12 protein-coding genes are annotated in these 13,403 nt (G+C 59.0%); 3 read left to right on the top strand and 9 right to left on the bottom strand.

What is annotated here, in order from left to right; genetic code table 11:
* Positions 1–740: 740 nt before the first annotated feature.
* Positions 741–899: a hypothetical protein gene (locus tag QZ292_RS03565; RefSeq protein WP_294597943.1), complete on the bottom strand. Its 159-nt coding sequence runs from the start codon at positions 897–899 to the stop codon at positions 741–743.
* Positions 900–1,006: 107 nt separating this feature from the next.
* Between QZ292_RS03565 and QZ292_RS03560 the strand changes: the two genes are divergently transcribed.
* On the top strand, positions 1,007–2,560 hold the full coding sequence (locus QZ292_RS03560) for a response regulator (RefSeq protein ID WP_294597937.1): 1,554 nt from the start codon (positions 1,007–1,009) through the stop codon (positions 2,558–2,560).
* 34 nt (positions 2,561–2,594) lie between these two features.
* On the top strand, positions 2,595–3,062 hold the full coding sequence (gene tsaE, locus QZ292_RS03555; RefSeq protein ID WP_294597936.1) for a tRNA (adenosine(37)-N6)-threonylcarbamoyltransferase complex ATPase subunit type 1 TsaE: 468 nt from the start codon (positions 2,595–2,597) through the stop codon (positions 3,060–3,062).
* Between the two features lie 321 nt (positions 3,063–3,383).
* Here the strand turns inward: tsaE and QZ292_RS03550 are convergent, their stop codons facing one another.
* The 8 genes from QZ292_RS03550 to QZ292_RS03515 form a co-directional block, all read right to left on the bottom strand.
* Positions 3,384–4,976 (bottom strand): O-antigen ligase family protein, encoded by a 1,593-nt coding sequence (locus QZ292_RS03550; RefSeq protein WP_294597932.1) that lies wholly within the window; start codon positions 4,974–4,976, stop codon positions 3,384–3,386.
* A gap of 201 nt (positions 4,977–5,177) precedes the next feature.
* Entirely contained in the window at positions 5,178–5,663 is a 486-nt protein-coding gene (locus QZ292_RS03545; protein WP_294597930.1) for a hypothetical protein, read from the bottom strand.
* Complete coding sequence (locus QZ292_RS03540) at positions 5,660–6,145, bottom strand: hypothetical protein (protein ID WP_294597927.1); 486 nt, start codon at positions 6,143–6,145, stop codon at positions 5,660–5,662. Before QZ292_RS03540 ends, QZ292_RS03545 begins: the two co-directional genes overlap by 4 nt.
* Positions 6,146–6,170: 25 nt before the next feature.
* The gene (locus QZ292_RS03535; protein ID WP_294597924.1) at positions 6,171–7,802 is read right to left on the bottom strand and encodes a hypothetical protein; all 1,632 of its coding nucleotides are present in this window, start codon (positions 7,800–7,802) and stop codon (positions 6,171–6,173) included.
* A gap of 101 nt (positions 7,803–7,903) precedes the next feature.
* Complete coding sequence (locus QZ292_RS03530) at positions 7,904–8,998, bottom strand: FtsX-like permease family protein (protein ID WP_363324056.1); 1,095 nt, start codon at positions 8,996–8,998, stop codon at positions 7,904–7,906.
* Complete coding sequence (locus QZ292_RS03525; protein WP_294597918.1) at positions 8,995–9,219, bottom strand: hypothetical protein; 225 nt, start codon at positions 9,217–9,219, stop codon at positions 8,995–8,997. Before QZ292_RS03525 ends, QZ292_RS03530 begins: the two co-directional genes overlap by 4 nt.
* A 114-nt stretch (positions 9,220–9,333) precedes the next feature.
* Positions 9,334–10,671 (bottom strand): argininosuccinate lyase, encoded by a 1,338-nt coding sequence (gene argH, locus QZ292_RS03520; protein ID WP_294597916.1) that lies wholly within the window; start codon positions 10,669–10,671, stop codon positions 9,334–9,336.
* 154 nt (positions 10,672–10,825) lie between these two features.
* Positions 10,826–12,124, bottom strand: a complete 1,299-nt coding sequence (locus QZ292_RS03515) for a cysteate synthase (RefSeq protein ID WP_294597913.1) — start codon at positions 12,122–12,124, stop codon at positions 10,826–10,828.
* A 186-nt stretch (positions 12,125–12,310) separates the two neighbouring features.
* Between QZ292_RS03515 and QZ292_RS03510 the strand changes: the two genes are divergently transcribed.
* Positions 12,311–13,276, top strand: coding sequence for an ATP-binding protein (locus tag QZ292_RS03510; protein ID WP_294597910.1), 966 nt, complete (start codon positions 12,311–12,313; stop codon positions 13,274–13,276).
* The last annotated feature ends 127 nt before the right edge of the window (positions 13,277–13,403 follow it).

The raw sequence follows: 13,403 nt of genomic DNA, 5'->3' as shown, positions 1-13,403 counted from the left end.
GCGACCCGCAGGGTCGCGCAGTCCGACGCCCCGGCAGGCGGAGGGCTGCAACTCGCCAAAGCTCGTTGCGCACTCCGCTGGCGCCGAACTGCGGTGAGACTGGAACAAACGCGATTCCGAGAGAACCGCCGGCCTCGGTCTTGGGGTAGAGGCTGCTATTTCGGAGTGCCCGAAGGCACCGGCGCGGGGGAGGCGTGCCGAGGACGAATGGCAGAGAATTGGGCCAAGTTTTTGCGGCTCGCAGAGCCGCGCCCGGACGCCTCCCCACGGGAGGCCCGCAACACACCGCTTGCGCGTTGAGAATTGCGGTCGCTCCCGAGCGTCCGGCCGCATGAAGAAAGTCAGGTACTACGGTAGCGGCTACCAGTAAAAGATGCAATGCCTTTCTCCTGCTATGGGTGAATCCGGCCCGCGCGCCCCAGACGGGGCGCAGGGTTCGGTCTTGTTTTTCCCGCGCGCCTTGGAAAATCTTATTCAAAAGCGTACCCCGCTTTTGAATGATTTTCCAGTTAAGGCGACGGCGCGCGGGCTTGTCAATGCTTGCTTCAGGCGGGCGGGCGACTGTCGAGCTTCGAGCCGGACGGAACTGCGCTCGGGCCGCGCGGGCCCCACTTGGTAAGGCGAAGTGAGCCCTAACAAAACACCCTGTGGGTGCGTGGACGGGCGAAACTTGCGTTTCGCTGCGGCTGTGTCGGCCCAATAGGGTAGAGGCTGCCAATTGGGAGTGCGGCACGCACCGTTTATTCCGAGAGGCAACGCAACTGAAAACCGTAGGCGCGGCTGTCCGCGTTGCTGGGATAGAGTGCCGTCGCGTTGAAGTTCAAGTACATGCCACGGTAGTGGTCGACCGAAGCGTAGGACGCGGACGACCAACTGTACCCGTGGTTGCCGACGCCCACCGGATCGCCCGAGCTCGAATGGCGGTTGCCCGGGGCGGGGACATCCGACACACCGCACCGACGGCAACCCGACCGAAAATAAGATAACCCCTGCAAAAGAGAAAGATATGACCAACGTACGGATACTGTGGGTGGACGACGAGATCGAACTCCTCAAACCCCACCTCCTGTTTTTGCAGAACAAAGGCTACGAAGTCGAAACCAGCAACAACGGCTACGATGCCATCGAGCTCGTGCAGCAACGCCCCTTCGACCTCATCATCCTCGACGAGATGATGCCCGGAATGACCGGACTCGAAACCCTGCCCCGCATCAAAGAGCACGCCCCCACGACCCCCGTCGTGATGGTCACCAAGTCCGAAGAAGAGAACATCATGGACAAAGCCGTCGGCTCGAAAATCGCCGACTACCTCATCAAACCCGTCAATCCGAACCAGGTGCTGCTCTCCATCAAGAAAAACGTCCACCAGCAGCAGCTCGTCTCCGAAAAGAGCACCGCCGACTACCGCTCCGACTTCGGCAAGATCTCCGTCTCGCTCTCCGGCGCCCGGACTTTCGGCGAATGGCTCGACATCTACCGCCGCCTCGTCCAGTGGGACATCGAGCTCTCGGAATCCAACGACAGCAGCGTCCGCGAGATCCTCTCCTACCAGTTCAAAGAGGCCAACGACCTCTATGCCCGCTTCGTGCGCGACCACTACCTCGGCTGGTTCGACGACAACGACCCCGAACGACCCGTACTGTCACACACCCTCCTGCGCCAGAAACTCTTCCCCGTGGTCGACAAATCGAAAAAGACCACCTTCCTGCTGATCGACAACTTCCGGTACGACCAGTGGCTGATGATCCGGCCCCTGCTGCACAACTACTTCGACATCGCCGGCGAAGAGTTCTACTGCGCCATCCTGCCCACCGCGACCCAGTACGCCCGGAACGCCCTGTTCGCCGGGCTGACCCCGCTCGCCATCTCGAAACTGATGCCCGACCTCTGGCTGAACGACAACCAGGAGGGAGGCAAGAACCGCTACGAAGAGGAGTTCCTCCGGCGACAGCTCCAGCAACTCGGAAAACCCTACCGGATGAGCTTCGACAAGCTCGTACGGCCGGAGCAGGGGAAAAAACTGCTCGAAAACATCGACCGGCTCTCGAACGTAGACCTCTCGGTGGTGGTCTACAACTTCCTCGATATCCTCTCCCACGCCCGCACCGAGAGCGAAATCATCCGCGAGCTGGCCGAAGAGGAGGTCGCCTTCCGGTCGCTCACCCGGTCGTGGTTCGAGCACTCCGACCTGTGGGAGATCATGAAGCAGCTCTCGGAACGCGAACACACCATCGTCATCACCTCCGACCACGGCACCATCCGGGTGGACAACCCGGTGAAGGTGATCGGCGACCGCGAGACCTCGCCGAACCTGCGCTACAAGAGCGGACGCAACCTCAACTACGACGCCAAGCAGGTCTTCGCCATCACGCGCCCCGAGGAGGCCCACCTCCCCAAGTCGAACCTCACTTCGACCTACATCTTCGCCTACGACCACGACTTCCTGGTCTACCCGAACAACTTCAACCAGCACGTGCGGTACTACAAAAACACCTTCCAACACGGCGGCATCTCGATGGAAGAGATGATGGTGCCGTACATCGTCCTGAACCCGAAATAGACCGTTTTCGCTCCGAAAATCGTATCTTGCACCCATGAAACGCAACCCCACCACACAGTCGATCACGATCAAAGGCCTGTCCGACCTGCCGGAGGCGGCGGAAGCCGTACTGGACGAGGCCGCCTCGCGCGGAGCGACGATCATCGCCTTCTACGGCGCGATGGGAGCCGGAAAAACGACCCTGATCAAGGAGATCTGCCGCCAGCGGGGCGTAGATGCCCAGGAGGTGACCAGTCCGTCGTTCGCCATCGTGAACTCCTACCACGCAGCTTCGCCTGCGGGCGAGGAACCGGCGAAAGAGGAGACGGTCTACCATTTCGATTTCTACCGGATCCGGTCGGTGGAGGAGGCCTACGATTTCGGATACGAGGAGTATTTCTTCAGCGGCGACCTCTGTCTGGTGGAGTGGCCGGAGAAGATCGAGGAGTTGTTGCCCGAAGAGGCGATGCGGATTCGCCTGACGGCGGTGGACGAAGACACGCGCGAGCTGGTGTTCGAGTGAGCCGCAGCACCCCGCCCCGGGCTGCCGCGACTTCGGTCGCGCGGGCTGGGAGGGCGTAGCAAGGTATGTCGGCCGCGGGTACAGTTGGTCGTATACGCCGATGAACCGTCACGGTGCTGTATTTGGACTTTGGCACACAGCACCTCTACCCCGGCAACGCGCACAATCGCGCCCACGGTTTTCAGTTGCGTTGCCTCTCGGAATAAACGGGGCGGGTCGCACTCACAAATGGCCGGGTCTACCCTAACAGACAGCCTCTACCCTGAACTACACTTAAATCGCCCCCCTACTTCTAACCCCACGACCGGCAAAGCCCCTTGCTCACTCCGCCCGTTGTGCTTCGAGCCACCCGGCCGCTGAGCGACGTATGCGAATCGTCGCGGTATTGCCGACCTTCACCGGCATGGTCACGATTTTCCGGGCCGCGACCGCTGCCGAATCCGTCTGCCCCGTCCGCAGATAGATCCGGAAAAGACCGTCATAAGGCCGTAACCGGGAAGGAATCATCTGTGCCGACCGGCGATAATAATCCGCCGCCCGGTCGATGCTGTCCGCTTCGAGCAGCCGATCCCCCAAATCCGTATAGAATTCCGCGACCGGCAACCGCCGGGCCTGCCGTTCCAGCCACGGCAAAGCGGCCGGATCGTACCGCCGCATCCGCTCCGAGACCTTTTGCAGCCGGACGTAATGACTTCTATCCGTTCTGCCGGCCCGACCGATCGCCCACAACACACAGGCCCCGCCGAGCGCCGCAACCAGTCCGACCGGTAACGCCGCCCGCCAAGCGACCGTCCGCCCCGATACGGCCGGACGGTTCGCACATCGGGCCAGTATCGCCCCCGCCACCACCCCGAAAGCCGGAAAAGTCAGCGGATAAGAAAACAGACCGAACACCCCCAGCCCCACCAGCAATACCCTCCCCTGCCTCTGCGTTTCGGTCCCTCCGCCCCACAGCGCCGCTCCGACAAGCAACAACGCCAACACCCCTCCGACCGCCCCCTGTTCACAGACGATGCCGATCAGTTCGTTGAACGGCACACTCACCTGGTCGGCCACCGCAACGAAACGCGACCCGGGATTCCGGGCAAAATAGTCCGCCTGTGCAAACATGTAACGCTCCGGGAAGGTACCGATCCCATGGCCGACAAGCGGCCTTTGCGCAATCACCTCCGCCGACACCCGCCAAATCAGAAGCCGCCCGTCCGCCGACTCTTTTTTGTAGCCGTACAACAGCCCGACACCGAGCACCCCCACTGCCGCCGTCGTCCAGAGTATCGAGCGTTTACAGCGAAATCGCCGGCCCGGGAGAGTCGAAAAAAGAGCCACGGCCAAACCGACCCATGCCGCCCGGGAATCGGTCAGCCACAGAGCGATACCGATGACCAGCCCGCCGACTCCGAAGAGAACCGCCTGACTTTTCCGCCCCTCGCGTCCGGCCTGTTCCGCCAGCACCGCCGCCGCCAGCATCGCGACACACAGCCATCCGCCGAGCGGGCCCGGATTGGGGAACGAACCGGTCAGCCCGTAATACGAATGTCTCGAAACGACCCACCCGGCACACTGAGCGAACGCGATTCCGCTCTGGACGAGTCCGGAGACGAAGATCGCCGGCAGCAATCCGGCCGTTCCCGCCATCCGGAAAAAACCATAGGCGACAAAACCCGCAAAGCCGGTCAATACCGGATAGGGATCGGTCTCGCCCGGCCCGATGAAGGCCACCTGCAAGATAAACCATCCGCCACAAAGCCCCACTCCCCCATCCACCCAGTTCCACGGCCGGCGCGCCCCGGTGCAGGCCGCGGTCAGCACCGCCGCCGCGAACAACCCCAGCGCAACACCGGTCAGCAGGAGTCTCTCCGACGTAACAGCCCCGCTCGCACCGGTGTCGAACAGCGGCCAGCAGACGATCAGCATACCGAACAAGATTTGCCATACGGCAGAGATATGTGGACGGTGAATCATACGGATTTTTCGAAGATACAAAAATCCCCGGCACGGGTTCGCAAGAGAGATGGATCCGGATTTTTGCTGCGAACGGTGCCGGGGAAATCTTATAAAAACTATTTCAGCTCAAACGGAAGCCCCCTCTTGCAACCGAAAAGCTTCGAGAAAACATTACCACTTCATCATAAAAAATGACACATCCGTAACGATATAATCCTTCAAACATTCGTACAACTTAGGCCCTAACGGGAGGCCATCCTCTTCTTCAATGCGACATAAATCATAAAAATTATGCCGATAAGGAGGAGCGAAATCCACTGAAATAGAGGCATAAGGCTGTTTCTTCATAACTCTCAAATTCATTTCTTCTTCAGTGATAAAATACAGCGATGCTCCCGTAACCAAGTATTTGTCTTCGTCCTTGGTCGGCCAGTTCCCCGTATCTGAAAAAAGTATCCGCCCCACAGGGATTTGCGTTCTCCACTCTTCGACCAGTTTAGAAAATGGCTGTCCGATAAACCGGGCTTTCCCCTCTGCAAAGTTTCGCTTTACATAGGTCACCGTATCACCGCCGCATTCGACCAACGTTACTTTTTCCTGAGCCTGAACGGCTGTCATCGAGAATATCGACAACAACAGAAATATCATGCGTCTCATAAAGCATTCAGGAACGACACATCCGTAACGATATAATCCTTCAAACATTCGTACAACTTAGGCCCTAACGGGAGGCTATCCTCTTCTTCAATGCGACATAAATCATAAAAATTATGACGATAAGGAGGGGCAAAAGAGGCGTGAATCGTTGCATACATTTTTCTTTGCATCACCCTTAAATTTTTCTCCTCCTCCGTAATAAAATACAGTGTCGCTCCCGTAACCAAGTATTTGTCTTCGTCCTTGGTCGGCCAGTTCCCCGTATTCGAAAAGAGTATCCAGCCGACAGGAATTTGCGTTCTCCACTCTTCGACCAGTTTGGAAAAAGGCTGTCCGATAAACCGGGCTTTCCCCTCTACAAAGTTTCGCTTTACATAGGTCACCGTATCGCCGCCGCATTCAGCCAACGTTACTTGTTGCTGAGCCTGGACGGCTGTCATCGAGAATATCGACAACAACAGAAATATCATGCGTCTCATCATCTGTTTGTAATTAAGTGGTTAAATTCTATTTACAAATGGTCGGGAAATATTCTCCCTTTTGATTCGTACTCACGCCATACGCTTCGAATTGGGATGCCCCCGCACCTTTTTTGGAGAGTATGATTCCCGCATCTCCCCGATCCAAAACACAAGCCAATGCCGCGCAAGAACGTTCGTTATCCGATACATTTTGAATCGAACTCATCCGCATACTGGCATCTTTCCACAATCGCCCCGCAGAACAATCTTCATCAAACTCATTGCCATTCAGACGATTATTCCGATAAAACGCCAAGGCTTTGTCCGGGTCGGTAATTTGCAGGCAATATACCTCTTTCCCGACAAAGACAAAGCTGGCTTGCATCTGCTTCGAATCTTGCAACGACTCGGCCAAAACCATAATATCCCGGGCGGAGGGTTGAGTCATATGTGCCGTCGGATGACTGTGCACCATGGCAATCGTATATTCGGAAGAGGAGATAATGACGTCCTCATCCGGAGTATTCGCGCTTTGGATGGGTTGAAGCAATATACCTCCAGTTGTATATCCTTGCAACACCGTCGAGTGTTCGACATCGGGACGTTTTTTCATCATGGCTTCAAAATCGGAGAACGCAATACAATTGTTTATATTGGCATTCTTGGAACATCCGCTCAAAAGGGTAAACAATTGCGTCGAGGCTTTTTTGGCACTGACGTCATTGTCGTTGCATTTGATATCTATTTTGGTCGGATTTCCCCGATTGGTAGAAGTATTGTGATTTCCACTGCCGGAAGGACGTATGATAATCGGAGAGGTGTATTCGATCGGATTCGGATTTCCGGTCGGCAATCCGGTCGGACGAGGATTAAAAGTCACTGTAATAATCCACGGCCGACTCGTATGCGGAGCCGTTACGGTCACATCCTCCGAAACAATTCCCCAATCTAATATATCTTCGGCGTTTAACAGGTAAGCCGTCGGCGTACCGGCCTGGAACGAGACATCCTCCATCACTTCGTCCATCACCGTCATCACACTGTCCGCATTCTCGCGGGTTACCCGCGGGAAATAGTCGTGTCGCACCACCCGACCGTCCCGATAATCCGAAATCGCCACCGGCACCCCATCCAGCGTCTGGTAGACCACAAAACCGGAAAACAAACCCTTCGATCCGGCATACCGGAACTCACGGGCGATATCCTTGTGTCGGGCATAGTACTCCGGCGTCGGAACGATCGAGGCAATGTAGCAGAACGCCTTGTAGTCCGAGGTGTCCCGCCATTTTTTCACCACCAGCTTCTGGGTGATGTCCACCGTCCGCCGGACAGTGTCCCCCTTTTCGTTCACCCGGCGAAACACCGCCGTAAAGATAAAGTGCGGGTCGATCGGCACGTCGGCACCGTCCATCTCCCGGTTGGCGCCGATCCGGGCCTTGTTCCACAGCGGTGTGAAATCGCCCGGCAACATCCCCACCGGACGGTCTCCCGACGCCCGGGTCATCGTCGGCAGACTCTGCGCATACTGCCATTCGAAAAAGTCCTGCGCCTCGCCGACCGTCAGGGTCGGTTCGACGGCATCGGGTCCATCCGCCCCGAAACGTTCGTGTCGGCAGGCCCAGACCAGGACGCCTGCAACCACCGCCGACAAACCGTACAAGAGTAGTTTGTGCTTCATACTGCGATAAATTTAATTAATAGACCCATCCCCCACGCAATTAACCAAAACGCGAAATAAATATATGAATTTATATTCAAAAAACAACACTACAACCATTGTCATTCATTTTTGAGCAGCAGCACCGGATTTTGGCAGGTAGTTTTCCAGCTCTGCAGAGTCGTTATGAGGGATGTGACCACAAGGACGATCACCCCCGAGAGCAGGAACACCCAAAATCCCAAATCGATTCTATACGCAAAATTCTGGAGCCACTTATCCATCCCGTACACCGCTACCGGCACGGCAATAACGAACGCCACCACCTTCCGCGCGACCTGCCCATTCAGCATCCGCAGTATTTCGGGAACGGTCGCCCCGTTGACCTTTCGAACGGCGATCTCCCGGGCTCTCTGCCGGACAAGATAAAGCGACATGGCGAAGATCCCCATGATAAGAATCAGACCGGTCAAGGCGGCAAAGGTGACCATCAACCGCGACAACCTTTCTTCCGCCGTATGCCGGCCGGCAACCTCCCGGTCGGCGAACACCAGCTCCGCCGGCTGGTTATGGGTGAACTCGGCATAGACCTCCCGGATCGTCCGGGCCGTTTCGTACAGGTCGGCCGAGGCATGCACCCGGACGATATAGGACGAGGGTATCTCCCCGTCGCCCAACTTCCCGATCAGCAGAGGCTTGACATTTTTCGAGAATCCCTCTTTAAACAGCCAATAATCCCGTTTCAGATCCTCCGTGATGCGCTGCTTCTGCCCCGGCAGATCCGCGCCCCGTCTCTCCAGCAGATACAAGGCGAAACTCGAATTTCCCCAACTCTGCAATACATTCTGCCCCTGGAACAAAGCCAGGCTGTTGTAATTGACAATCAGATCGACCTCCGGGAAGTGCGTCCGGTGCGGGATGTCGGACATAATGCCCGTGATCGCATGCTTCTGTCCGTACAGCAGCAGCTCTTTCCCCACGGGATCCGCACCGGCGTAGAACCGATTCGCAAAAGCCCGCGAGATCACGACGGAATTCCGGGGAACCAAAACCTGCGAGGCCTCTCCGGCCTCCAGGCCAAAAGAAAAGACGTCGAAAAAAGAGGAATCGGCAAAGACCGTCCGCGTCCGGATGATCGTCTGCGGGTCGACCTCCACGTTCAGTTCCAGCGAAGTAGCCCGCACAAAATTCTCGATCTGCGGATAACGCTCTTTCAGATACGGCCCGACCGGATTGGCCGCCGTATAAGCTCGTCATGTCCGAACAGATAGATCCGGTCGGCATTCGCGTGGAACGCATCCGCCGACAACTCCTGTCTGACATAGAAGCCGAGCACGATGACGAACGTCAGGGAGACCGCAAAGCCGAACAGGCAGATCGACGTGTAGAGCCTGTTGCGCTTCAGGAACCGGATGTACGTCCTGAGGAGGGAGTTCATATCGACAGAAACATGTTAGCGCGTCCGACAAAAATTGCCGAAAACCCGCTCGGCCCGAGGCAGCGAGGAGTTCCCGGCAATAAAGATTTAGCATGGATATGAACCAAACTCAGGTTATCCCTCCGCCACCAGTTCCTCTTCCGCCCGGAGGAAACGGTCGAACCCGAACCGGCCCAACGCCTCCGCCATCAACGCATCCACCCGATCCAGACACAGATTCCCGATGCTCCCCGCATGCGTATGGTGCACCTCCCGCAAAGGCCGATACGTCCCGTTTTCGATCTCCAGCCCCACCTGCCGATAGGCCTCCCGGAACGGTACGCCGCTCAGCACCAGCCGGTTGACCACCTCGACACTGAACAGATAGTCGTATTTCGGATCGTTCAGGATATCGTGCTTCACCTCGATGTGCTGCAGCATGTAGTCCGCCATCCCGAGACACTCCCCGAGCAGCCGAATCGCCGGGAAAAGCACCTCCTTCAACAGCTGCAGATCGCGAAAGTAGCCCGTCGGCAGGTTGGTGGTCATCAGGGCGATCTCGTTCGGCAGCGCCATCAGGCGGTTGCACTTGCTGCGCATCACCTCCCACACGTCCGGATTCTTCTTGTGCGGCATGATGCTCGACCCGGTGGTCAGCTCCGGCGGGTAGGCGATAAAGCCGAAATTCTGGCACAGGAAGAGGCAGTTGTCCGTCGCCAGCTTGTTGAGCGTCGCCGCCACCGCCGACATCGCCTGCGCCAACACCCGCTCCGTCTTCCCGCGCCCCATCTGGGCATAGACCACGTTGTAGGCCATGGAGTCGAACCCGAGCAATTCGGTGGTCATCTCGCGGTCGAGCGGGAACGACGATCCGTAGCCCGCCGCCGACCCCAGCGGATTCCGGTTACAGATCCGATAGGCCGCCTCCATCATCGCCAGGTCGTCCACCAGCGCCTCGGCAAAAGCGCCGAACCAGAGGCCGAAGCTCGACGGCATGGCGATCTGGAGGTGGGTATAGCCCGGCATCAAGACCTCCTTGTGGCGGTCGGCCAGCCGCTGGAGCGTGCGGAAGAGCCGTTCGACCCCGCCGACGATCTCATAAATCTCGCGCCGCAGATAGATCCGCAGATCGACCAGCACCTGGTCGTTGCGCGAGCGGCCGCTGTGGATCTTCTTGCCCGTCTCGCCGATCCGCCGCGTGAGCAGCAGCTCGACCTGCGAATGGATATCCTCGACATCCTCCTCGATCCGGAAATCCCCCTGCTCCACCGTCCGGTAGATCGCTTTCAGCTCCCGCTGCACGTCGGCCAGCTCGTCCTGCGCCAGCAACCCGATCGTCGCCAGCATCCGCGTGTGAGCCAGCGAGCCGAGCAGGTCGGCGCGCGCCAGAGAGAGATCCATTTCGCGATCGAGGCCGACGGTAAAGCGGTCTACTTCCGCCGTATCGGTGCCGTTTTTCTGCCAAAGTTTCATTTCCGGAGAGTTAAGATAGGTTTCGTTCGGTGCAAAAATACGATTTTCCCGCGGACTTGGCGGCAACGGACAGATCCGCGCCGAAAAACGCGGCGGGCTCTCCGTCTATCGGAGAGCCCGCCCGTTCGATCCGCCGTCCGGCACCCGCCGCCTCTCAGGCGAACAGCTCTTCGACCGCCCGAACCACCTCTTCCTTGTCCGCATCCAGCGGGAAGACACGGTGCGGCCGCAGGTTCCAGACTTTGTTCCCCCGCTCGCGCCGGAACCGATTTTCGCCGCCCCCCGTCACGTTGAGCATCACGATCTTGTCACGTTCGACACGCCCCTCGCGCACGGCCCGGATCAGCGTGGCGAGCGCCACCCCGGCCGCCGAATAGATATCCACCCCTTCGAGCTCCTCGAAGAGCCGCCGCGCCTCGCGCGCCTCTTCGTTGGTCGCCACCAGCACATCGCCGTCCGTCGCCACCAGCGCGTCGTAAAGCCCGCCGTGCAAGCTGTACGGCGGTTTCCGGTTCGAGAGCACCTTGGCGTCGATCGCCTCGGCATCGGCCCTCGCCTGATCGGCGTCGTAGGGCAGCATCTCGCGCGAGCCCGCCCGCCAGGCGTCGTACATCGGCGTGAACGGCACATTCTGCGACACCATCAGCCGCATCAGCTTGTTCCCGAAGCGCCCGTCCTCGATCAGCCTCAGGTTGGCCTCCCAGGCTGCAATCGCCCCCGTTCCGCTCCCCACGGCCTGGAAATAGTAGTCCGGAATCTCGCCGATGGTCGTCACCGCCGACAGCACGGTCGTCCCCATCCCGTCCCGCCGCGCCACATTCTTGGCCCCTCCCTCGGCATAACACCGCGGCGACGAGAGCGCCAGATTGCTCAGGTGAATCGCATCGAAATAGTCCCCTCCGCAGCGCGGCGCGATGAGTTTCACGCACGGGTCGAGCGGCTCCTCGAACCACAGCGCGTCGATGTTGTCCTCCGGCACCGAGAGCAGCAGCGGAATCCGGTTGTCCGAGCACACCTTGGCGAACGCCCGCGCCGTATTGCCCGCCGAAGCGACCACCAGCACGCGTTTTTCGTCCTCCGCCCGCCGGGCGCAGACGTTGTAGGCCTCCGTCTCCTTGAACGAGCAGGTCGTCATCCCTGCCCCCACCTCCGGAAAGTAGCCGCTGAAGGTGACATAGAGGTTCTCCAGCCCCAGATATTCGGCCAGTTTCCGGCTCTTATAGGTCACCGGCGCATGGCTCCCGCGGAGCGTCCGCCGGATGGGCAGCCAGTCGCAGAAGCGATAGATGCCGTAAGCGTCGTCCCGCACGTTGAGCTGCCGCTCCGCATAGCGGGCCCTCACCAGCGACGGTTCTCCGCACTCCGGATCGTCGAGCGTCCATCCCTCGTCCTCGAATTCGCGGCCCGAGGCCACACAGGTCAGCGTATAACGGGTAGGTATAAATCGTTCCATGTCTGTCGTACTTGTTTTTCGACCGGGCCTCCGCCGTCCCGAAGCGGCCATCCCCGTATCATCTGCAAAAGTAGGCAAAAGCCGCCCCCCGGCCGTGGGTATTTATACCTAAATCGCCCGCGGCCGCCCCCCGGGCGTCCCGCCCCGGGCACCGCAACGGGAAAAATCCTATCTTTATCCTCCGATATGGTACTTCTCGTCTTACTCGTCATCTCGATCGTCCTCCAGATCTTCGCCGCCGGCGTGGCCGTGCGCCTGACCCGGCGGACCAAGTTCAACTCCTCGTGGATCCTGATCACCATCGCTCTGGTACTGATGTGCGTGATGCGTTTCGACGAATTCGCCCGACAGCTCTCCGAACTGACCGACGGGCGCACCAGCATCATCGTGATGCGCGAGGAGTACTACGTCTGGGTCGGCATCGCGACCTCGCTCTGTTTCGCCGTCGGCGTCTTTATGGTGAAGAAGATTCTGAGCTACATCGCCCTGCGCGAGGAGCAGCGGCGGAACAGCGAGAAACGGCTCCTGAGCGCCGTGATCCGGGCCGAAGAGAACCAGCGCCAGCTCATCTCCAAAGAGCTGCACGACGGCCTGGGTCCCCTGCTCTCGTCCGTCCGGATGAGCGTGTCGGCCCTCTCGCGCCAGCCGCTCGACGAGACCCAGAAAGAGATTCTGGCCAACACCGAGTATGTGGTCAACGAGGCGGTAAAGAGCCTGACCGAGATTTCGAACAACCTCAGCCCGCACATCCTGGACAACTTCGGCGTGGCCCGGGCCATCAACACCTTCGTCCACAAGCTGCAGCCGATGTGCCCCTCCACCCGGATCGTTTTCCGGGCCGAAGGCATGCGCGACCTCCGCTTCGAACGCGAACGCGAGGTGATTCTCTACCGGGTGGTATGCGAGCTGATCAACAACGCCCTCAAGCACGCCGGCGCCGCCAACCTGACGATCGACATGCAGGCCGACGGCGATCGGATTTCGGTGTGCGTGTCCGACGACGGATGCGGCTTCGACCCCGAAGCCGAACCGACCGGGATGGGACTGTCGAACATCGCCTCGCGGATCAGTTCGATCCGCGGCGAGCTGAACCTCGACAGCCGGCCCGGAGGCGGCGGCACCCGCGTCTCGATCCGCATCGCCACCCGGTGACGGCCGGCCGGAAAAGGTGTCCAAAAATTAGACATCCGGTGTCTAAAAATTTGACACTTCGGAAAATTTCATTTCACGCATCTCGCTGACTATCTGCACACAAACCCGTTTGGCACCCAAATTGGAG

The organism is uncultured Rikenella sp. (genome assembly GCF_910577125.1).
Lineage (GTDB): Bacteria > Bacteroidota > Bacteroidia > Bacteroidales > Rikenellaceae > Rikenella.
The sequence above is the reverse complement of the archived record's forward strand: the minus strand, read 5'-3'. Positions and strand labels throughout refer to the sequence as shown.